Annotated in this window: 17 protein-coding genes and 1 tRNA gene; 8 read left to right on the top strand and 10 right to left on the bottom strand. The window is 47.0% G+C overall.

What is annotated here, in order from left to right; translation table 11 throughout:
* Nucleotides 1-381 precede the first annotated feature (381 nt).
* From murA to QUA01_RS01820, 5 genes are all read left to right on the top strand, one after another.
* On the top strand, nucleotides 382-1,776 hold the full coding sequence (gene murA / locus QUA01_RS01800) for a UDP-N-acetylglucosamine 1-carboxyvinyltransferase (RefSeq protein ID WP_194009068.1): 1,395 nt from the start codon (nucleotides 382-384) through the stop codon (nucleotides 1,774-1,776).
* A gap of 208 nt (nucleotides 1,777-1,984) precedes the next feature.
* Nucleotides 1,985-2,857 carry a M48 family metallopeptidase gene (locus QUA01_RS01805; protein ID WP_333089643.1) on the top strand — a complete coding sequence of 291 codons (873 nt, stop codon included), beginning with the start codon at nucleotides 1,985-1,987 and terminating at the stop codon, nucleotides 2,855-2,857.
* Nucleotides 2,836-2,917, top strand: a tRNA-Leu gene (locus tag QUA01_RS01810). Before QUA01_RS01805 ends, QUA01_RS01810 begins: the two co-directional genes overlap by 22 nt.
* Before the next feature lie 311 nt (nucleotides 2,918-3,228).
* Nucleotides 3,229-4,104 carry a DMT family transporter gene (locus QUA01_RS01815; protein ID WP_333089641.1) on the top strand — a complete coding sequence of 292 codons (876 nt, stop codon included), beginning with the start codon at nucleotides 3,229-3,231 and terminating at the stop codon, nucleotides 4,102-4,104.
* Between the two features lie 132 nt (nucleotides 4,105-4,236).
* On the top strand, nucleotides 4,237-5,157 hold the full coding sequence (locus QUA01_RS01820; RefSeq protein ID WP_333089639.1) for a spermidine synthase: 921 nt from the start codon (nucleotides 4,237-4,239) through the stop codon (nucleotides 5,155-5,157).
* A gap of 626 nt (nucleotides 5,158-5,783) precedes the next feature.
* On the opposite strand, the gene QUA01_RS01825 is transcribed toward QUA01_RS01820, so the two are convergent.
* The 3 genes from QUA01_RS01825 to QUA01_RS01835 form a co-directional block, all read right to left on the bottom strand.
* Entirely contained in the window at nucleotides 5,784-6,311 is a 528-nt protein-coding gene (locus tag QUA01_RS01825) for a heavy metal-responsive transcriptional regulator (protein ID WP_333089636.1), read from the bottom strand.
* A gap of 12 nt (nucleotides 6,312-6,323) precedes the next feature.
* Nucleotides 6,324-6,620: a hypothetical protein gene (locus QUA01_RS01830; RefSeq protein ID WP_333089634.1), complete on the bottom strand. Its 297-nt coding sequence runs from the start codon at nucleotides 6,618-6,620 to the stop codon at nucleotides 6,324-6,326.
* 510 nt (nucleotides 6,621-7,130) lie between these two features.
* A complete protein-coding gene (locus QUA01_RS01835; RefSeq protein ID WP_194070356.1) occupies nucleotides 7,131-7,301 on the bottom strand; it encodes a hypothetical protein in 171 nt (56 codons plus the stop codon).
* Between the two features lie 166 nt (nucleotides 7,302-7,467).
* Between QUA01_RS01835 and QUA01_RS01840 the strand changes: the two genes are divergently transcribed.
* From QUA01_RS01840 to speA, 3 genes are all read left to right on the top strand, one after another.
* Nucleotides 7,468-8,058 (top strand): DUF3611 family protein, encoded by a 591-nt coding sequence (locus QUA01_RS01840; protein ID WP_194070357.1) that lies wholly within the window; start codon nucleotides 7,468-7,470, stop codon nucleotides 8,056-8,058.
* A 233-nt stretch (nucleotides 8,059-8,291) separates the two neighbouring features.
* Nucleotides 8,292-9,431, top strand: a complete 1,140-nt coding sequence (locus QUA01_RS01845) for a helix-turn-helix domain-containing protein (RefSeq protein ID WP_333089629.1) — start codon at nucleotides 8,292-8,294, stop codon at nucleotides 9,429-9,431.
* A 242-nt stretch (nucleotides 9,432-9,673) separates the two neighbouring features.
* Nucleotides 9,674-11,683 carry a biosynthetic arginine decarboxylase gene (gene speA / locus QUA01_RS01850; protein WP_333089627.1) on the top strand — a complete coding sequence of 670 codons (2,010 nt, stop codon included), beginning with the start codon at nucleotides 9,674-9,676 and terminating at the stop codon, nucleotides 11,681-11,683.
* 225 nt (nucleotides 11,684-11,908) lie between these two features.
* Here the strand turns inward: speA and QUA01_RS01855 are convergent, their stop codons facing one another.
* The 7 genes from QUA01_RS01855 to QUA01_RS01885 all read right to left on the bottom strand — a co-directional run bounded on the left by QUA01_RS01855 (nucleotide 11,909) and on the right by QUA01_RS01885 (nucleotide 20,860).
* Nucleotides 11,909-13,069 (bottom strand): sugar phosphate nucleotidyltransferase, encoded by a 1,161-nt coding sequence (locus QUA01_RS01855; protein WP_194009059.1) that lies wholly within the window; start codon nucleotides 13,067-13,069, stop codon nucleotides 11,909-11,911.
* 316 nt (nucleotides 13,070-13,385) lie between these two features.
* Entirely contained in the window at nucleotides 13,386-14,198 is an 813-nt protein-coding gene (locus QUA01_RS01860; RefSeq protein ID WP_333089624.1) for a segregation/condensation protein A, read from the bottom strand.
* Between the two features lie 644 nt (nucleotides 14,199-14,842).
* Nucleotides 14,843-15,670, bottom strand: coding sequence for a DUF3153 domain-containing protein (locus QUA01_RS01865; RefSeq protein WP_333089622.1), 828 nt, complete (start codon nucleotides 15,668-15,670; stop codon nucleotides 14,843-14,845).
* Nucleotides 15,671-15,998: 328 nt separating this feature from the next.
* The gene (locus tag QUA01_RS01870) at nucleotides 15,999-17,303 is read right to left on the bottom strand and encodes a TldD/PmbA family protein (protein ID WP_333089619.1); all 1,305 of its coding nucleotides are present in this window, start codon (nucleotides 17,301-17,303) and stop codon (nucleotides 15,999-16,001) included.
* Nucleotides 17,304-17,641: 338 nt separating this feature from the next.
* Nucleotides 17,642-19,642 (bottom strand): adenylate/guanylate cyclase domain-containing protein, encoded by a 2,001-nt coding sequence (locus QUA01_RS01875; RefSeq protein ID WP_333089618.1) that lies wholly within the window; start codon nucleotides 19,640-19,642, stop codon nucleotides 17,642-17,644.
* Between the two features lie 289 nt (nucleotides 19,643-19,931).
* Nucleotides 19,932-20,453: a tetratricopeptide repeat protein gene (locus QUA01_RS01880; protein WP_333089824.1), complete on the bottom strand. Its 522-nt coding sequence runs from the start codon at nucleotides 20,451-20,453 to the stop codon at nucleotides 19,932-19,934.
* Between the two features lie 47 nt (nucleotides 20,454-20,500).
* Nucleotides 20,501-20,860, bottom strand: coding sequence for a single-stranded DNA-binding protein (locus QUA01_RS01885; RefSeq protein ID WP_333089616.1), 360 nt, complete (start codon nucleotides 20,858-20,860; stop codon nucleotides 20,501-20,503).
* Nucleotides 20,861-20,920 lie beyond the last annotated feature (60 nt).

Here is a 20,920-nt window from a genome sequence, read left to right on the forward strand (position 1 = left end):
CTAGCTTTGGCTCTATCTAGGTTGTTGTCACAGAGTAACACAGGCATTGGTGCGATCGACAATATGTTAATTTTCCAGCATTGTCGATCGAACAGGTTGTTGAGACTTTTGTCAACAACCCCAGTCACGCGCTACCCAAAAAACTGGTTGAGAACGGTGCCACATTTGTAACCACACCGAAAGCCACCTCAAGTCAATTTTGATACAAATAATTAAATTGCGATCGATCGAGATTATTTGTGCGATGGCACCTGAAACCCTTGTCCAGAGGGAATGCTAGCAAAAAAAATACCTGAAATTTCTAACATCCCCCCTGGACATCTAAAAACTTTCCGGTAAAATCGAACCAAAATTAATAATGTATAAAGTAACAAACCACATATGGAGGGCAAACCCATTACACCAGCTCAGAACTCGTCTAACCTGTCAGCTTCACCCGAAAGCGACCAAGAACTATTACAAATTTGGGGTCGCCAGCCCTTGAAAGGACACGTCAAAATCAGCGGCGCGAAAAACTCAGCCTTAGTCGTGATGGCGGGAGCGATACTGTGCCCCGACGATTGCCGTCTCCGCAACGTTCCCGGTCTAGCCGACGTCGCCCGCATGAGGCAAATTCTCTCGGCTGTAGGAGTCAAATTAGAGCAAAATGGCGACGTTCTAGACATCAACGCCAGCCACCTCATAGACGCTCAAGCCCCCTACGAATTAGTCAGCCAACTGCGGGCGAGCTTTTTCATCATCGGGCCGCTGCTAGCCCGTTTGGGATTTGCTAAAGTGCCTTTACCCGGAGGTTGCGCCATCGGCGCGCGGCCTGTAGAACTCCACGTTCGCGGCCTGCAAGCCCTAGGCGCTGAAGTCCACATCGACCACGGTACAGTGCACGCTTACGTCAAAGGGCCCAACCGCCGCCTCAAAGGAGCCAAAATTTATTTGGACTACCCCAGCGTCGGCGCAACCGAAACTTTGATGATGGCGGCGACTCTGGCCGAAGGAGAAACCGTCCTTGAAAATGCGGCCCAAGAGCCGGAAGTCATCGATTTGGCAAATTTCTGCCGCGCGATGGGAGCCAAAATTCAAGGCGCAGGTACAAATACGATCGTCATTTCGGGAGTTCCGAGACTGCACGCGGTAGACTATTCAATTATTCCCGATCGCATCGAAGCCGGAACATTTTTAATCGCAGGAGCCATCACCCACTCAGAAATCAGTTTGTCGCCGGTCATTCCCGACCACCTGACTGCAGTGATTGCCAAATTGCAGACAATGGGGGCGAAAATTATTGCCGAATCCCCCGACATTCTGCGAATAATTCCCGGCAAAATTCACACCGCCACAGACATCGAAACTTTGCCTTATCCTGGTTTCCCCACAGATATGCAAGCTCAGTTTATGGCTTTGCTGACTCTGAGCGAAGGAGACAGCATCATCAAAGAAACAGTATTTGAGAACCGCTTGCGCCACGTAGCAGAACTCAACCGCATGGGCGCAGACATTCGCGTTAAAGGCAATGTCGCCGTAGTGCGCGGAGTCTCGATGCTCTCAGGAGCGCCGGTAGTAGCAACAGATTTGCGGGCTTCAGCGGCTTTGGTGGTGGCGGGACTTGCGGCCGACGGCGTAACCACAATCAGCAGCTTGCAGCATTTAGACCGCGGCTACGAGCAATTGGAGGTGAAGCTGCAAAAATTGGGAGCGAAAATGCGGCGTCTCAAGGAGGGAGAAGACCAAACTAAGGCTGAGGCTCCTGTCAATCCCGTGCGATCGAGCTTAAACTGTTAGTTAGTCAGCAGTCAGTTGGTAGTGGGCAGTTGTCAGGAAAGCAGTTGTCAGTGGTAGTGTGTCAAACCCTTTTTGCGTCAGTCTTGTGGTTCTTCCTTAGCAATTCTTCGCTAATCATTAAGGAATGAATGACAACTACCAACTGCCAACTGCCAAATACCAACTGCCAACTGCTTTCCTGCCAACTGCCAACTGACTCACAACTAAAATGTCAAACATACCGCTCCGAGGTTTAAAAGCAGACCAGTTTCGCCACCCGCTAGACTTGGCAGCCACCAACTCTCTCAAACAACTCCCCGGACTAGATTTGATGGTGCGGCAGTTGCTGGGACAACTGGGCGAACAGTTTTTCAGGCTCGAAAATCTGGCTTCCAGCGTCCAAGTCGGCGAAAATCAATTGCCCCACCTGCATCAATTGCTGTTGGATGCCTGCAAAACTCTAGATTTGGAAGTGCCGCAGCTTTATGTCCGCCAGCATCCGATGCCGAATGCTTACACCTTTGCGATGCGGGGAAAACAGCCGTTTGTGGTGATGCACACTTCGCTGATTGATTTGCTCACAGACGAAGAAGTTAAAGCAGTAATCGCTCACGAGTTGGGGCATTTGAAGTGCGAACACGGAGTTTACCTGACTCTGGCTAATTTAATTGTATTGGCCGCCGGTCAAATTTCCCCTCTGGGAACCGTTCTCGCCCAGGGTTTGCAGGCGCAAATGCTGGAATGGTTGCGGTGTGCAGAATTTACGTGCGATCGCGCCGCCTTGCTCGCCACCCAAGACCCAAGAGTGGTAGCATCGTTGTTGATGAAACTGGCAGGAGGTTCGCCGACTTTAGCTCCAAAACTGAATGTCGATGAGTTTTTGGCCCAGGCGCGAGCCTACGACGACCTCAGCAGCACGGAACTGGGAGAAATGCTCAAACAAGCTCAAACGGCTCAGTTGTCGCATCCTGTACCAGTATTGCGCGCCAGAGAGATCGATCGCTGGGCAAGTTCAAAAGATTATGAATCTTTGCTTGACAAAAATCGATCGGCGCTTTATGATGGTGAAACCGATAAAAAGGGCGGGTGGCGAAATTGGTAGACGCATCAGACTCAAAATCTGACACCTTACGGTATGAGAGTTCGATTCTCTCCCTGCCCACTAAGAAAAAAGCTTAATAAATATAGGGTTTCAGATGATAAGTCTGGAGCCCTAATTTATGTTGGGAATTGGGAATTGGGAATTGGGAATTGGGCATTGGGCATGGGGCATTGGGCATGGGCATGGGGCATGGGCATGGGGCATCGGGCATGGGCATGGGGCATGGGGCATCGGCCAAACAGGGCATCGGCCAAACAGGGCATCGGGCATGGGGCATTGGGCATTGGTAACTAATGACAACAGTTAACAGTCAACAGTTAACAGTTAACAGTCAACAATCAACAATCAACAGTCAATAATCAACAAATTTTATGGGTGAAATCACCGCTTTAGGCGCTGCATTTGTCTGGGCTCTATCTTCCACAATTTGGCAGCGAGTAGGACAGCAAATCCCCGCAGTGGTGCTAAACTTCCTCAAAGGCGCGATCGCCCTTTTCATGCTCCTTGCCACTGTAATAATTTTAGGAAAACCCTTCCCCGCCGTCAACCCCAATATTTTAGCAATGCTGCTGATCAGCGGCGCCTTAGGAATTGGCCTCGGAGACACTGCTTGGTTTGTCGTCTTAAAATATTTAGGTGCGAGGCGAGCGCTGCTTTTAGAAACCCTATCTCCCCCCTTAACAGCTTTACTCGGCTTCATATTTTTACAAGAAAAGCTATCGGCCATTGCTTGTACAGGCATACTTTTAACCATCTGCGGCGTAGCTTGGGTAATTGCCGAACGAACAGCCGAAACTACCTTACCATCAAAACAGCTTTGGCTGGGATTAGGCATTAGTTTATTAGGACAAACAGCCCACGCCGCCGGAGCTATTTTATCCCGCGCCGCCTTCAATCAAACAGATATCGATCCCTTGTGGACTGCGGCCTTGCGTTTGAGCGGGGGAGTTGCAGTCATGTTATGCTTTTTAAACCCCACAAACCTTGGGAATTGCAAACAATTAAAAGCGCCCAAAATATTAGGTGCAATAATTTTAGCAGCTTTTTTAGGAACCTATCTCGGAATTTTCCTGCAACAAACTTCGCTGAAATATGCGCCCGCAGCGATCGCCCAAGCACTCAGTTCTACCAGTCCCCTGTTTGTACTGCCTTTAGCGGTGGTAGCAGGCGAAAAAGTCAGCCTGCGGGCAGTTTTGGGGGTCGTTGGGGCGATCGCTGGAATTGCGTTATTATTGGGTTTGAAGTGATTAAATGTGAGAAGAGAGATTTTAGATTTTAGATTTGATACCACTTCCCAAAAAGCATGAAACTGTAGGTCGGCTCCCAACCATGATAGTCATCAGTGATTCCCCAATCTAAAATCTAAAATCTAAAATCGTATGAGTGATTATTTAGGCGATCGGCAAAATAGCAAATTAGCAGCTATTCGGCAACAAATCAATTGGCTGCAACAACCAGACGGCACTCTATTTCAAAAAAATTACGGCGAAAACTGCATCGCAGTCAAAAAAATTAATTCATTTCTACTCCTACTTTTAGCAGACACAGAAACCTTAACTACCAAGGTAGCTCAATCAATTCTCGACCTCAACAATCCACTAAACTTAATCTTTCCCTATGCCAGAGCAATGATGCTAGCATTAGTCTGGAAAAATTCACCCCAAAAAATATATATAATCGGCTTTGGCGGCGGTAGCATTCCCAACTATTTTCACCACTACTTCCCTCACGCGATCGTCGAATGTACCGATATTGACCCCATAGTAGTCGAAGTTGCTCAAAAGTTTTTTGGAATTAAATTAGACGACAAACTAAAAGTAACCATTCAAGATGGTCGCGAATATCTTGCCGGACAAAATACCACCGTCAAAAATGATATAATTATTGTGGATGCTGGTTTTGGTAGCGGCTATATGCCCTATAAATTGGTGACACAAGAATTTTACCAACTTTGCAAAACTCGCTTGTCAAGTGCGGGTGTTGTAGTAGTCAATTTGTTTCACAAGCAAAAGTTTAATGCGGCGGCGGTGAAAACTATTCAAACTGTGTTTGCACAAGTTTATTTATTCAATTTAGATCAGGGTAACACCATTGCGATCGCGACTAATGCTCCAGATTTAACTCAAAATGAAATCTTTTTGAAAGCCGAAATTATTCAAGATTTTTATAATTTAGAATTTTCCTTAATAGAATTGTCGCTTCAACTCAAAAAAGTAGCGCAATTGCCGGAATGGGTAAACAGTTGGGATACCTTGCCAATTTTTACCGATGCTGCAATTCCGGCGGAATATTTCGATTAATAATTGCACGCAAACAACTTTAATTGCAGGGTGTGCCACGCGCACTAAGCTGTTGTGCATTTAAATTGTATATTTGGACGCTCGATCCAAAATCTTCTCCCCTCTCCCCCTCAATCACCATACACAATTGCGATGCACAACAGCTTATAATATCGTTTCCGCTGGCATCGGAATGATTTAACCTTATTAGTACGCAGAGTACACAGAGTCCGAGAATACATATCTGAATCATTCCGATGCTACCGGATTTGATATAACGCATCCGGCTGCTTATGTTTGTGCAGCATCGCTATAGCAAGTAGCAAGTCCAATCAGTTAACGATCAATACTAGCAAACATCTGTCTAAAAAATACTTGACACTGAAATTGTGGCGGTGTATTATAAAAGTAGTGTAACAAAATAACAACATGAGACTAAAAAGTTGGGAGTCTCCCCGCAGCGAGGGCAGAAACTCCAAAGGTAAAGGCGGATCAGCCAGGGCTCGACAGCTCAAAAAGCAACGGCAAACTCTGCGAAAACAGTTAAAAGCTCAAAGCGATCGAAACACCAAACAAACCACCCACCAAACAAGCAAGGGAAGGAAACCCATAATTCCTTCCCTTTTTTTGTATCTTTTTGCCGTTGCTCAATCCCGCTGAATGTTCGGACAAATCGTGCTACTAATCCGATCGCGCGAGGGTTGCTCTTCCCAGCGGTTGAGAATACCTTGCAACTCCCCTTTCAAAGTTTCTAAAGCTGCAATTTGCCCGGAAATTTCCTCTACCTTCAAAATTAGACGCTGTTTTGCTTCAGAGCAAGGCAAGTCTCCCCGATCGCGAACTTGTAAAATATCCTTAATCTCCTGAAGGCTCAAACCCAGAGTTTTAGATCGTTTAATAAACGCCAATCTGTTGAATACTGCCTCGCCAAACAACCGATAACCAGCGGGCGATCGTTTTACCGCCGGAGACAGCAAGCCCATTTGCTCGTAGTAGCGAACAGTTTTCACCGACAAACCGCTACAGGCAGCTACGGAGCCAATTTGGTATAATTTCTCGGCCACAGAAATATTCATCAACCAAGCCTCAAAAATCGAGCATCGAAAGACTTTTCTGGTCAGATCTCGATACGGCCTCAGCCCTAGAAAGTCGATCGCCACATTCCAGAGTGCCATTGCGCGATCGACTTAATAAGGAGGATTTTTCTTAGACACGCTGTTGAGCGTGGGTAACTGAGATCGAGAAGACTGAGGAGGAAGGTAGTATTCGGTAGCAGGGGCGGATTGTTCGGCTCCAGAGCGGTAAATTTGCCACCAGCGGAGGGCCATCGCCACCCCAGCAGTACCCAGCCCAAAAGCCAACAAAGAACCGCTAGCGCCGATGCTGCCGATCGCTGCATCGACAACGCCCACCGTCACAATAAAGCTGGTAATTGGCTCTTTACGGTAAGCAGACCTCAAAAGTCGCGTCCATGAAGCATTCATGTGGTTTTACTCTGTTCTATATTTATTTACAATCTCTAAAACTTAGAGTGGGCGGTGCGATCGAGATTTCTAGCTGAGACTAGCTTCACCTAAATTAATCTGCTCCCCTGTGGGGAATTGTACGGGAGCGAGGCTAAATTGCCAAGCCTGTCAAATCAAAATTTCACCCGAAATATCGCTCCCAAAGCTAGCTCTTGCATTTTCTAAACCGATGTTTCTCGATTGACAAGTCGCTGGGCTTGTTCTAATTAATATTCTAATCAATTCCCGAAGTGGTCGCGGTCAGCAGGGTGACACCCTTGCGAGTGACAGTCCAGACCAACTGTGAGGCTGAGGGGCCCAAAAACTGCTATCAGCCCCCGACGCTAGCTCAGGGTAAATCCCCAAATTTTAGACTTTTGTTCCTCCTCCCAGATGAATCTGTGGAGTCAAATCTAAAATCTAAAACTTGCGCTGAGCGAAGCCGAAGTATCTAAAATCTCAAATCGACTGACCGCGCCATTGCTAAAATTAGTTGAGACCTAACCAGGCCAGCAACCCCTGCCCTGTGACATACTCGATAATTACAGTTAGGGAAAAACCGATCATCGCAGCTCGACCGTTAAGGCGTTCCGCGTAGCTGTTAAAGCCAAACTTTGGTTGTTCGAGTTTGGGAGTGACGGTGGGTTGTAGTTGTGCCATTGCTTTATATACCTTGCGATCGACGCTGTTCAAATGTGAAATCGAATGTCAGTTACAAATCTTAAACATTTCTGCTTCCATTATAAAGAGGGTTAACCGCCATCAACCGTCCGCGCTAAAAAAAACTGCTGCTAACTCAAGCCACTTAATTATATCCGCTGAAAATATGACCAATCAGTTAGATACCGATAAGCCTCCTGTAGCCGTACAGCGAGTTGCCTTTGCCCTTCGTACAGCAGGCTGGATTTGCTTCTGGGTGCAATTAGTGCTAGCGGTGGTAGCGGCGATCATTTTGCTCTTTGCCATCCCCTTCGCCATCCCTAGCGCCACCGCTGCTGCTCGTTCAACCAGTGCCGGCACCGGTGGCGGTGTATTTTTTGCAATTTGCGGGCTGGCAGTTCTTGGTTACAGCGTATTTCGCGCTTGGGGTTTCACTCGCTTGTCGAAACAACTGCGATCGCCCGCAGGCGCTGTCCGCCCCAAAAAAGCAGACACCATCAAACAAGTTCAGTTGACTCTGATCGGCAATTTGTCAGGACTGCTGCTGACGCTGATCGGTGCAGAAGCCATCAGCGGCACGCTTTTAGCCAAATCTCTAGCTCAGCCGCAAGCTTTGTTCGGTGCCGCCGTCGATTTCAGCAGATTTATTCAGCCTTTGGACATATTTGTGGTATTGGCAAATACTCACGCCACGGTAGCCCACTTTGTCGGAATTGTCGGGACTCTTTGGTTGCTCGATCGCATCCACAAAATCTAAAAAATTGTAATCGGTAATCGGTAATTGGGAATTCTTTCTCTCTCCCCCGATCGCCCTCCCAAATTGATGCGGACTCAAGTCCGAACGATCGAACTTCTCCCCCGATCCTCCTCCCGAATTGATGCGGACTCAAGTCCGAACGATCGAACCTCTCCCCCGATCCCCCTCCGGAATCAATGCCAAGCTGTCGAAGAACTTATTCAGATACCTTCTAGCAAGACAACACAAACATCATGGCACTGAAACCCGAGGCTTATTTTGGGGTGACAGATCACGCAACTATTGAAATTTCTCAAGAAAGTTTTCGTTCTGTCCTCGGTCAAATAGAAGCTGAACTCCTCTGTAGCGACACCTACAGCCACGCTCTAGCTAGCTTGCAAACCATGTTGGGTGAAGCAGCATCTGCAGCGGAAATTTTAATTAGAGCCGTTAGCAGAGAAGCTGTCAAGCTGGCATTTGACAGGTTTGGCAAACCAAACAACACGGAAATCCAAGTTGTAGAAGAGACTTTCGCTGCTGCAACTTCCGCCGCCCTATCGGTTAGAGAATTAGAGCCGTCAGTACCCGATCCTGTGTTCTATTGGCGCAGCGCTGCTGTGGAAGCGCCCCAAACCGAGGTCGAGACTGAAGATGACGAGACAGAAAATCACTCTTCACAACAAGAGCAACCAGCGCCTCAAAACGAAATTAAATTTGAGTCGGCTGCACCAGCAACTGTCATCGCCCCTGCAAAATCCTTTCCGGGGTTCGGTTTTCTCAACAAGACCAAAAAACTCACCAAGGAAGAAGAAGCAGCAATCGCAGTTGAACAGCGAGAAGAGTCTCTGCGGGAGTTGGGTATAGAGTTACGGAAGGGGCGACAAGTTCGATCGCTATCCCTCCAACAACTCCACAGTCAAACTCTCGTCCCGCTGCACCATATTGAGTCGATCGAAAATGGGGAAATCGAAAAACTGCCCCAGGATATTTACGTTAGAGGTTTTATCCGCAGGTTGGGCGATGCCTTGGGACTAGACGGCACCGCGATGGCGAATGCTTTGCCCAAACCGGCTCCGAGTCTCGTAATTGCTAACACCTATTTGTCTGTTTCTGACTCGGATTCAGCCGACGGCTTTCAAATGCGTCCCGTGCATTTATACCTCGGTTACACCGCTTTGATGGCTGGGGCGATCGGGGGTGTGGGTTGGCTGTCGCAGCAACCTGTAGTACCGGGCGCCAATGCAGTACCTGAGCCGCAGGTGAAACCGCCCGCCTCTGTGGCACCGTCTCCTAAGAGCCAAGAAAAAGCGCCTCAGCCGGGTTTGAAGAAGTCTCACAACGGGGCGATGATTGTGGGGGCTGACATGGCACCGCCGGAGGTGATTTTTGGTTAGAGTGTGTCGGGCGATCGATCGCCTGACAGCACTCGTGGCGCACGTAAACTGGGAAACCGGATTTGCGAGTTTACATCCATTCCTACATACAGCTTGAATATAGCGGTTCGATCGCGTGGTGAGGTATGCCCGGTTTGGCCGGTTTGGCCGGCTCCGGCCTAGTGAATTTTCCACTGCATCAGGAAACCCGATATCTGCGATAGACTATCTATTTGACCACTCATTTCGAGGTTTTCAATAAGATGAGCTCCCCAGCTACCGTTGCTTCCTCCGATACCGAGTCGCTATCGACTCAGACGCCAACAGTCACGAGTTTGGTTCCTTCAGACGGTGCTTTGGTAGCGGCTGCTGAACGGCCACAAAAATCTTGGACAATAGAAGATAGCGAGAAACTATACCGCATTCAAGGCTGGGGCGAACCCTATTTTTCGATCAATGCCGCGGGTCACGTTACAGTGTCTCCCAAGGGCGATCGCGGCGGTTCCCTCGACTTGTACGAACTGGTTGAATCGCTCAAACAGCGCAATTTAGCTTTGCCCCTGCTGATTCGATTTTCCGATATTTTGGAAGATCGGATCGATCGCTTAAATTCCTGTTTTGCCAGAGCAATCGCTCGCTACAGTTACAAAAATGTCTATCGCGGCGTCTTTCCAGTCAAATGCAACCAGCACCGACAGTTAGTTCAAGATTTGGTGCGTTTCGGTCAACCCCATCACTTCGGACTGGAAGCCGGCTCAAAACCAGAATTAATGATCGCTTTGGCGACTTTGAAAACCCCTGGCGCTTTGTTGATTTGCAACGGTTACAAAGACCGCGAATACATAGAAACCGCAATTTTGGCGCAGCGGCTGGGGCAAACTTCTGTGATTGTGCTGGAGCAAATTGAGGAAGTAGGACTCGCAATTGCCGCCAGCATTGCATTAAAAATTAAACCTGTTTTGGGAGTGCGAGCCAAACTCACTACCAAAGGCGTTGGCCGCTGGGGAGGTTCCACGGGCGATCGGGCAAAATTTGGCTTGACAATTCCAGAAATTATCCGCGCCGTCGGCGAACTAGAACAAGCAGGAATGCTCGACTGTTTGCAGTTGCTGCACTTCCACATCGGCTCTCAAATTTCCTCAATTAGCGTCATCAAAGATGCCATTAGAGAAGCCAGCCACATTTATGTAGAATTAGCTAAATTGGGAGCTAATATGAACTACTTGGACGTAGGCGGCGGGCTCGGCGTTGACTACGACGGCTCTAAAACAAATTTCCACACTTCCAAAAACTACAATATGCAAAACTACGCAAACGACGTAGTAGCGGGAGTGAAAGATGCCTGCGACGAGCGGAAAATTCCTGTACCAATTATCATCAGCGAAAGCGGGCGGGCGATCGCATCTCACCAATCAGTTTTAGTTTTTAACGTACTCGGTACTAGCGATGTCCCCAGAGAAGTACCAGAACCAGTAGACGAAAACGCGCATCTTATTCCGCGCAATCTCTACGAAATTTACCAATCAATCACACCCGAAAATTACCAAGAAGTCTATCACGATGCGATCCAATTTAAGGAAGAAGCAGTCAGTTTATTTAACTTAGGCTATTTGGGAATTGCGGAACGGGCAAAAACCGAACAGTTGTACTGGGCTTGCTGCGATAAAATACAGGCGATCGCGCGGCAAAAAGAATACGTCTCGGACGATTTGGAAGACCTAGAAAAGGTGATGGCGTCTATTTATTACGTCAACCTATCTGTTTTCCAGTCAGTACCAGACAGTTGGGCAATCAATCAATTGTTCCCAATTATGCCCCTTAACCGACTCGACGAAGAACCTACTGCGCGCGGTATTTTAGCCGATATAACCTGCGACAGCGACGGCAAAATAGACCAATTTATCGATTTGCGAGATGTCAAGTCGGTTTTAGAACTGCATACTCCCAAGCCGGGAGAACCTTACTATTTAGCGCTATTTTTGGGAGGTGCTTATCAAGAAATTATGGGCAACCTTCACAACTTATTCGGCGATGTAAATACAGTTCACATTCAGCTAACGCCTTCTGGCTATCATATCGAACACGTGGTGAAAGGAGACACTATGAAAGAAGTCCTCAGCTACGTACAGTACGATTCAGAAAGCTTGGTTGAAAGCATCCGCCGTCAGACAGAAGCAGCTTTGCAGCAAAATAAAATTACTCTTTCTGAAGCCCAACTTTTGCTGCAAAATTACGAACGAAGTCTGGGCCAGTACACCTATCTTCAGTCGTAATTAGTCATATCGCGTCCGATCGATAGGTTTGTAGTGCGGACTTTAGTTGGCGTTTTACGGACTAAAGTCCTCACTACAAACGATTTTTATTCGTTACCAGCACCTTACCTTTAGAAAATACCCACTATAGCGGTTCGATCGCGTGGTGAGGTATGCCCACGGAGGCTACGGAGGCCTATGCCCACGAGAGCACCTCATGTTACGCTCGAAAGGCTACACCAATTATTAAAGATTACCGAGAATTGCTGCGATCGCCCGCCGCTCTTCTCCGTGTTGAGTAGGCAAAACTTGGCGAGCGTCAGTAATCAGCCAATCGAGCGCCGCTTCTTGCAAATCGATCGCAGCTCCGGTTTTGTCAACGCAATAGCGCCCGAACACCAGTTTGTCAATCAACCGCACCTCTGGGCCTAAACGGGAATACTCAAAAATCACACTGTTTTGCACAGTCGCCCCGCTGCACACCCAACAATTTGGGCCGATCATTGTCGGGCCCACAATTTTTGCTCCATCCTCAATAATGGTCATCCCGCCAATGTAAACAGGCCCGGTAATATCAACCTTATCCCAGTTCACAGCCACATTCAAACCAGCGTAAACGCCGGGGCGCACTTCAATTCCCGGAATTGAAACATTTTTAATTTCTCCCAACAGCACGCTCTGAATTGCCCGCCAATAGTCAGGAACTTTGCCAATATCCACCCACTCAAAGTCCATGCTAATTCCGTAAAACGGAGCCCCTGCTTCTACTAGCGCGGGGAATAACTCGGAACCGATATCGTACTCCTTACCCGAAGGGATGTAATTGAATATTTCCGGTTCAAAAATATAAATCCCAGTATTGATGTCGGTACTCAGAGCTTCTTCTACAGAAGGTTTTTCTTGGAAAGCTTTAATTCTGCCAGAATCGTCTGTCACCACCACTCCGTAACTAGGAACTTGTTCCCGAGGAACAGATTTCATCACAATAGTAGCGATCGCCCCTTTTTCCCGGTGCCACTTCACAGCAGCAGTCAAGTCCAAGTCAATCAAAGCGTCCCCGCACAGCACCACAAAAGTATCATCAAAAAACGGTGAAAAATCCTGAATCCGTTTCATGCCGCCAGCCGAACCGATGGCTTCTCCAATCATTTTGCCGTCTTCAATCCGGCCTTCAAAAGAATAGCCAATTTGTACCCCAAACTTTTGACCGTCTCGGAAATAGTTCTCAATCACGTCGGCCAAGTGAGAAACATTGACCATAATCTGATCGAACCCGTGTTGGCGGAGCAATTCAACCAAAAATTCCATCACTGGCTTTTGCAGGATCGGAATCATCGGTTTGGGTATTGTCTGAGTAATGGGACGGACGCGAGTGCCTTTACCGGCCGCCAGAATCATCGCTTTCATTATTAACTTCCTCAACCCTCTATTAATTGATATCAACTCAACACTTAGATGCTAGCGGTTGCGATCGCACCGATCGCGATCGCAGCACAATCCCGACTTGTTTATAGGCGACATCGTACCAGGCTATTAATGATTTATTCCCTATTTACTAGATTTAAAAAATCAGGAATCGAGAATTAACCAGAACTTCGCAATCGGGCTGTCCGCATTTCATACTCAGCCTTAGAATGTCGGCGAGCAAGGTTCTGCCTAAAGTCTTAACCGACGCAGGGGGAGAGTTATTGGTTTCCCAGGTTGACTACCATGCCGTTTCAGTTCACAGCGGCCGGATTTTGAGGTCTTGGTAAAACTCCTCTTGAAGCAACTCTACTTTAGACTGAGCCGACAGCAACAACAACGCCCAAAAAACACCCACGCGGTCATGATTTGGCAAGTGAACTTCCCCAGTCGATAGGGGGGACTCGGCGTCAACAGGAGAGTGCAAATCGTGATGGCGCCAAAGTTCCAGAAGTTCTTCCAAGTCGAGCCAGCCCTCATCAATTTCAGACCCGCGCCCTGTCAGAAGCCGTTCTAGTTCGCTAGCAGTTTCCACAAGATTTTCTTGGTGAGCTAGCTCAAAAATAGCCTGGGCTGCTTGCGATCGCATTTTTGAGGTCGGGCGGCGGCGGGGAGCAACTGTCTGCTCCATTGCTGCTTTCATAAGCTGCAACTGCTCGATTAGTTCCGGGAGAGTCACCGGGCGTTTTTGTGGGAGTTGAGCGACACCGCGACGGCGCAATTGTCGCTCCAAATGCTGCGGCAAATGTCGCCCTCCCGAATGCTCTGAGTCTTCTAGCGCGACCTCGTCGAATTCAGGATTTGCGGGGGGCTCAGAGAGAACGATACTTTCTGCTTTGAGCAGCACCAGCATTGAAGCGTACAAAAACGCTTGACCCGAGTGGGACAAATCGGAGAAATCCGTACCCCTATCGGCATCGCAGGCGTTTGTCAGTTTGCTCAAACATCGATCGAACACTTCAATGACTTGCACGTCCCAAGGATTGATTTCTCCCCGTTCTGCCAAATCAATTAAAATTGCGATCCCCTCAGAAATCGTTTCTAAACCATTTTGGTCTCTGGAAACAACCATTCGATTTTAGATTTTAGATTCTTTGATATCAAATCCGTTAGCATCGGAATAGTAAATTCACTGTTGACTGTTAACTGTTGACTGTTGACTGTTAACTGTTAACTGTTAACATCATGTATGAGTGCAACCGGAATTTATCTGACTTCGCTAGCGAACAAGTTTTAGATTTTAAACTGATACATTTACCAACAAAAAAAACGATTTTTTTATCCTAAATTGGCTCGTTACCAGGAAGAGCCTGGTAATGCAAATCCAGAGTATCTACCTCCTTATTATCTCGCAACTTGCAGGAAATAAAACTGTAGGAGGTGCTTAAGTTATTAAGTTTTCTATCCTAAGCAATACTTCCGACAGTTTTTTAAAGCCTCTGGAAGCTTTACAGTGCAAGCCTTCACATTTTTAATCTTTTTTTCAAACTTAAGGCTCAACTTAAACTTTGAAAAAATAGTCCACACTATAGCCAGCATGGGTTTCAGATATTGGATCGGGCCTAAGACTGTCCGAAGTATTTTCCTAGATAAAGTTCGTAGTACATCAGTCAGCGTCCGTAACTTAAGAGCGGACGGTCGTCCGCACTACGAACCGTTTTTGTTATGGTAATCAACCGGACACGATATGACTCGCCCCGATCAAATATATCCTCTTTAGGCTTGGCCGAGGTTTTGCGGTTTCTTGCCGATTCCGAGTCCTGGCAATATTTGATATTTCAAAGCAACGCCCGCCACTACAAATAAGGCAATAATTAACGCCCCAATTCCTACGGGACTCGGAATCCAGAATGTCGCCTCCAAATAGTTAATTTCCCCTGGTTTCAGCTTCCAAACTAACTGCTTTCCTTCGCGGTAAATTTCGGGTACGAGCGCACCGGCGACAGTTTCCATACTTTCTGCGCCCCAAGGAGTGTTCAAGCTAAATTCTAGCTCCAAAAGCCCCCCCGGACTCAGTAGCAAACTGCCGTTTGAGGAAAGCAGGGAAAGAGAGCGCAAATCCAATTCCAAACTCAACCGATTTCGCAGCACCAATAACAAATTATTCTGCTTGACATCCATGTGAGATTCAAACTTCGGTAAATCGGTTTCTAGCTTACTTGCGACGGGATGATTTTTGGTGGTTTGTGCGATCGGATTGTAGAATTTGTTGAACTTGTTTTGTAACTCGGCTCCATTATTAAAAGGAATAGTCACCATAACTTCTGTCTCGGAAAGCCGTTTAGTTTTTCCGTTCAGCAACCTCACCCGCTGTTCTACGCTGTTCAACCAATCTCCAACTGTTTCGCTGCTGAAGCTGGTCAACTTTTCCCCCAGTTTAATGTGCTGGACAATTTCGCCGCGAGTTTGACTTTGAAAGTTGACTCCGACATCGTACTGAACACATCCAGTCACTAGAGTTAAAAGGCAAAGAACAAAAGGTAAAAGAAAGAAAAAGTGCTTTTTCTTCTTCCCAGTTCTATCCTTGACATTTTGCTCTTTCATTGTACCTTTTCCCTATTTTTTCCTATTTGCATGACTTAGCAAAGCGATAATTTGCCGACACAGTTTCTGTTTTTTTCTGACAACTCTCAACTTATATCAAATCCTCTCTTGATCGGAATAGTAAATTCAGGCGTTGACTGTTGACTGTTGACTGTTGACGGTTAACATCATTCCGATGCAACGGGAAACGATATTACGCACTGCGGAATAAAAACCCGGTTTCTTAACAGTATTGGCGATTTCACCGACGGTTTTTGGCAGAAACCGGGTTTTTGGGGTCAAGCGTCATAACATTTTTATGGCAAAAGTTTTTCTAGGAGCACTCAACTTATTGCCTTGAAGCGACACCCAACTGTTGAAACAGCATACTCGGCAAATAGGCCGCACCGCCTACCCATTCGGCTTCGCTGCTCAAATCTGCCAAATTTTTAAAGGCTTCAAAAATGCTGCCTGCCACCATTGTATTCTTGACGCGACCGACAATTTTGCCTTTTTCTACTTTATAGCCTAAGTCTAAATTGACTGAAAATTCTCCTGCTAACTGATTGGATTGACCGGCACCTAAAACTTGCTCTACTATTAGACCTTCATCCATGCTAGCAATCAAGTCTTGGATGCTGGTGTTTCCTGGGGAAATGCAGAAGTTAGTCAAATCTGGGCCTGGGCGCGACAATCCACCGCGAAAACCGTTGCCGGTTGATTGTACACCGGCGCGAGCGGCCCACCTGCGATCCCAATAAAATCCGGTGACGGTGCCTTTGTCTATCAAGACTTTGCGGGTGGTGGGCGTACCTTCGTCGTCGAAGGGACAGGCGGAAGGGCCTAAAGTAGGGTCTTCAAAAAAGGTGAAGCGTTCATCAAATAAGGTTTCGCCGATTTTGTCGGCTAGGGGAGAGGCTTTTTGGACGACTGCTTGACCTGAAAGGATGGTATCAAACAAACTTCCTAATGTGCTGGCGGCGGCTCTGGGGGTGAACAATACTGGGTAGGAACCGCTGGCGATGGTGGCTGGATGTTCGGCGAGGCGGTATTTTTCGAGGAGTGATTGGAGGATGCTGTTGGTGTCGATCGCCCGATCGCGCGCGACATCGTAACTGTATGCTTGCATAAAGTCTTCTCCTTTGACCAAATTTCCGGCGATCGTCCCGCTGACTATTTGGCTGCTTCTTTCGGCATACACATCTCGCGTCGTGGCAATTTTGACGCGGCCGCTGCGGACGTGAAAGCCTACATCTACCATAATATCGGGATTGTAGGCGTGAACTTGCTCGATGAGGTTTTTGCCGTTTTCGACTAATTCGGCAGTTGTGGGCGGAGTGTAGGTGGTTTCCGGGCCTTTTAGATGGAAGTTGGAGGCGAGTTCAAATTCTGCGGGATCGCCGATTTCGGCTGTTTGAATCGCTGCATCTACTAAATCGTCTATCCGTGTTAAATCTGTGGAACTGGCAAAACCGATTTTGCCATTGTAAATCAGCCGGAGTGCTACGCCTTGCAGTGCTTTGGTTTGCAGGGATTTGAGGCGATTGTTTTCAAATTCGATCGGCGTGTCTTGACTCGACAGGTAGTATACTTCAGCGGCCGAGGCTCGCTGAGAGGCCAATTTCAATATCTGTTCTATGGTGGAATCGCTCACAATAATCGCCTTTCTGGTTGGTCTTTGTTTTATTTTAGCGATTTTGGATGTGGCCAGAAACCGGGTTTTTTCCCAAAATATCGATACACCGCCGAAAAACTGCGAAAAACCCGGTTAGTTTGATTTTGGGTGTGACCAGAACTCGCAAAGACTTAGAAACCTGGTTTTTACTGAGAAGACGCGCTGTAGCCGACAGATTCGCAAAAAAAACCGGTTTCTCGACACCGGATCGTAAAACCATCCATCGCTTGATAGAATTCATCTTCCGAAGCATTTTATAGCGCCAAAACTTTTCCCTGGCTGGAAGAACAAGTTAACAGTTATTCACCTATCGAATGCTAGTGGCTAATATTGATCCCCCCCCGACCCAAAAGCCAATAGGTCATCATTTCTCCTCTTCCCTTGACCTGGATCGTACCCCTTGGCTCTAGTAAGTATTTATGCTGTAATTTGAGATAAGTCGCATCGGAGACTTGAATGTATCCCGGTTTACCGTGGGATTCCATCCTTGAGGCGATATTCACCGCATCACCCCAGAGGTCATAGATAAATTTCTTAATCCCAATTACTCCCGCAATTACAGGCCCCGTATTAATCCCGATCCGAATTTGTAGAGATTCCCCAAAAATATTCTCCACCTCTTGCATATAGGCGTGCATATCCAACGCCATGTTGGCGATCGCTTCGGCATGATCCGTTCGAGAAACGGGTAAACCACCAACTACCATGTAGGCATCCCCAATGGTTTTAATTTTCTCTAAACCATACTTTTCAGTGAGTTGATCGAAGGCAGAGAAAATTTGGTTCAAACCTGCTACCAATTGCATCGGCTCTATCCGAGCCGAGATCCCAGTAAAACCTACGATATCCGCAAACAAAATCGTGGCTTCTTCAAAATGTTCAGCAGGGGATTCATTAGTTCGCATGAGGCGATCGGCAATTTCGGCAGGTAAGATATTCAAAAGTAATTGTTCTGACCTTTCTTTTTCTTGGCGCAGTTCTCCAGTTCTTTGCTCCACTCTATCTTCCAACTCTTCATTTGCCAAATGGAGGGCATCTAGAGAATCCTTCAGTTGTTGGGTCATGCCGTTAAAAACGTTGGCTAATTTGCCAAGTTCAACGATGGAACTAACCTCGACTTGTTGGTTGAGATTGCCCCCAGCGATCGCTTCCGAAGCAGTGGTGATCCGCTCCACAGGACGGATAATCCGGCGAGCGGTCAGAATACCCAACAAAATTGCCAAAATCAAAGTTGCTAAACAGAGCAGGATTGTAGTCTGAGTATTAGCATGAATCTGATTCATAAAGTCTGCTTCTGGAATAGTCACCACCACCAACCAGTCAATACCTTTACCATCTCGAAAAGGATCGACTTGGACGAAATAATTTTTACCAGCGACGGTAAATTTCAGTTGATGAGATGCTTGGATATTTTGAAAATCATGAAACTGCTCTAGCAAAGCTTGACTCGCTTTTTTGGTGAGGGCATTGCTACTATTGACAACGTTGAGTCGTTCAATTCGTTGTTCTGGCAGTTGGACAACCTTGTCTGGGTAATATTGAAAGGGCTTTTCCCCTGTAGAGGTGGCAATCATTTCTCCAGAACGTTCCAGAATAAAACTTTGCCCAGTTTTACCAATTTTGAGTTTACTTAAAAAGTCCCCAAACATTACCAGATTTAAGCTTGCCATCCACACTCCTTGGAGAGCTCCAGTCTTGGTATATATGGGTTTGCCAGCGGCAATGTATAGGTATTTACCTGTAATGTGAGGATACAGTTTTGCCCAAACAGCTTGCTTTTGCTGCACTGGAATTTTATAGTAGGGGCGGTTGCGGGGGTCAAAGTTAGGTTTCCCGGCGTTGATAATTTCTCGGCGTTCCCCTGAAGGACTGGTGGTATAGGTCGTCAAAGTGTGGTTATTTTCTACCTCCGAAGTACGGATGACGATCGCGCCATCATCCTGCCGCTCACCAGCAAAAAACTCCTGATTTGGGGTAACAAAAGCTGCGGCAGCAATCAGGGGAAAGGCAGGGAGTTGTCCCCATAGAAACTTCTCTACGTCTCTCCCATTATTAAGATTGATACGGTTTTGGAGCAGGGCTGCATCATAGGTTTCAAAGGATTGAAAGGGAATAGCAACCAGATAAGTTAGATTTTGCTTGATGCGATCGCTAGTATCATTCCGCAACTGAGTAGCTACATCATTTACTGCTTTTTGACCGTTTCTATAGGAAAGATAACCAACAACAGCCACTGCTCCAACTGTTTGGACAACAAATGGAACAATTAGCAGTATTTGTAGGGAAATTTTTCTGAAAAGTCCAGGTAATAATGGCATCCTTAACAAGCTTTGGCAAGTAATGTTGCCATTACGGGACAAAAAATAACCCTGAGCGATAGATCGAACTGTTGCTGCCTATTTTGTCATGGACGATCGGAAATGCTGAATTTTGATACAATTTTTTACACTCAGCAAGAGCAACCCTTTGCTAAGGGTTGGAAATTAATATTTTTTCACCGTTTAAGTAGATAGGCCCTGTAAAAAGGAACTATGTAAACGATCGTCAAGTATTGAAATGCGCTAAGCGCGGCTGGGTTAGGGTTGTTTGCATTAAGTAGAAGTTAGCCTAACTTAGCCATACTAAAGAGCAAAAAATTATAATTGTTGCAATTAATGCCACCCAAATAAACCTATTATCTTTCGTATTAACCTGGCTCAAATCAACAGGTTCCGGTGCAACTAATTTGGGTTTGGCGTATTTGATATCAGCCTTGGGATTGGCTTGAAAACTGATTGATTGATTTTCATCCAAAGCTGCTAAATCGGGGATTTTGACCATCCATTCGGGAGGGATGGTGAGTTTGGGGGCTTCGAGTATGAATAGCAAGCGCTTGGCTTGCTGGCGGGTTTCTTGGCGGGGATGGCGGGTGAGTTTGCGGCAAAGCTCGATCGCCCTTTCTGTATCGCCAGAGGCTTCGTAGGCCGTCACCAGCCACATTTGCACCTCGCCGCCCAACCGGGAAGTGCGATCAACCAAACCGGTAGCTGTTTCTAAACTCTGGATAGCTTGAGCGTAGCGGCCGCTCTCAAAAGCTACTTGGCCTGCTTTATACTCAGTTTGAACAATTTCTAACTTTTCTGAAGTCACCAGCACCCACCCAATTGACACATATTACTTCCCAAATGCCCCAAACACTAGAATTCGCTGTTGTTTTGCGACATACCCGATTCATTGTCCCGTTTGGAACCAAGCAAGTCTAACTGGTCTACCTTAATTACCGGCTTCGAGCGATTTGAACCGGTATTGCGGTCTTGCCAGCGATCGAACTTCAAAGAGCCTGTTACGCCAATGAGAGAACCTTTGCGAACGTAGTCAGCAGCAATCTGAGCTGTTTTACCCCAGATTTCCAGATTGAACCAGTCTGGCTGATCGCTGTTTTTGGTTCGGCGATTGACTGCCAGCGTCAAATTACACTTAACTGTACCCGACTCAAAATATTTTACGTCCGGGTCGCCGCCGACGCGGCCTACTAAAGTCACAACATTAAGACTCATAAACTTTTTCGGGAATGTGCTCGATTGGTGGTGTAGTTAAACTCTCCTGGACTCGCGATC

This window comes from Microcoleus sp. S36a_B3 (genome assembly GCF_036700745.1).
In the GTDB taxonomy this organism is placed as follows: domain Bacteria; phylum Cyanobacteriota; class Cyanobacteriia; order Cyanobacteriales; family Microcoleaceae; genus Microcoleus.

What these genes read in the sequence shown, in the direction of transcription:
- murA (WP_194009068.1), top strand. Translation starts at nt 382, where the DNA reads ATGGAGGGCAAACCCATTACACCAGCTCAGAACTCGTCTAACCTGTCA.
- QUA01_RS01805 (WP_333089643.1), top strand. Translation starts at nt 1,985, where the DNA reads ATGTCAAACATACCGCTCCGAGGTTTAAAAGCAGACCAGTTTCGCCAC.
- QUA01_RS01815 (WP_333089641.1), top strand. Translation starts at nt 3,229, where the DNA reads ATGGGTGAAATCACCGCTTTAGGCGCTGCATTTGTCTGGGCTCTATCT.
- QUA01_RS01820 (WP_333089639.1), top strand. Translation starts at nt 4,237, where the DNA reads ATGAGTGATTATTTAGGCGATCGGCAAAATAGCAAATTAGCAGCTATT.
- QUA01_RS01825 (WP_333089636.1), bottom strand. Translation starts at nt 6,311, where the DNA reads ATGGCACTCTGGAATGTGGCGATCGACTTTCTAGGGCTGAGGCCGTAT.
- QUA01_RS01830 (WP_333089634.1), bottom strand. Translation starts at nt 6,620, where the DNA reads ATGAATGCTTCATGGACGCGACTTTTGAGGTCTGCTTACCGTAAAGAG.
- QUA01_RS01835 (WP_194070356.1), bottom strand. Translation starts at nt 7,301, where the DNA reads ATGGCACAACTACAACCCACCGTCACTCCCAAACTCGAACAACCAAAG.
- QUA01_RS01840 (WP_194070357.1), top strand. Translation starts at nt 7,468, where the DNA reads ATGACCAATCAGTTAGATACCGATAAGCCTCCTGTAGCCGTACAGCGA.
- QUA01_RS01845 (WP_333089629.1), top strand. Translation starts at nt 8,292, where the DNA reads ATGGCACTGAAACCCGAGGCTTATTTTGGGGTGACAGATCACGCAACT.
- speA (WP_333089627.1), top strand. Translation starts at nt 9,674, where the DNA reads ATGAGCTCCCCAGCTACCGTTGCTTCCTCCGATACCGAGTCGCTATCG.
- QUA01_RS01855 (WP_194009059.1), bottom strand. Translation starts at nt 13,069, where the DNA reads ATGAAAGCGATGATTCTGGCGGCCGGTAAAGGCACTCGCGTCCGTCCC.
- QUA01_RS01860 (WP_333089624.1), bottom strand. Translation starts at nt 14,198, where the DNA reads ATGGTTGTTTCCAGAGACCAAAATGGTTTAGAAACGATTTCTGAGGGG.
- QUA01_RS01865 (WP_333089622.1), bottom strand. Translation starts at nt 15,670, where the DNA reads ATGAAAGAGCAAAATGTCAAGGATAGAACTGGGAAGAAGAAAAAGCAC.
- QUA01_RS01875 (WP_333089618.1), bottom strand. Translation starts at nt 19,642, where the DNA reads ATGCCATTATTACCTGGACTTTTCAGAAAAATTTCCCTACAAATACTG.
- QUA01_RS01885 (WP_333089616.1), bottom strand. Translation starts at nt 20,860, where the DNA reads ATGAGTCTTAATGTTGTGACTTTAGTAGGCCGCGTCGGCGGCGACCCG.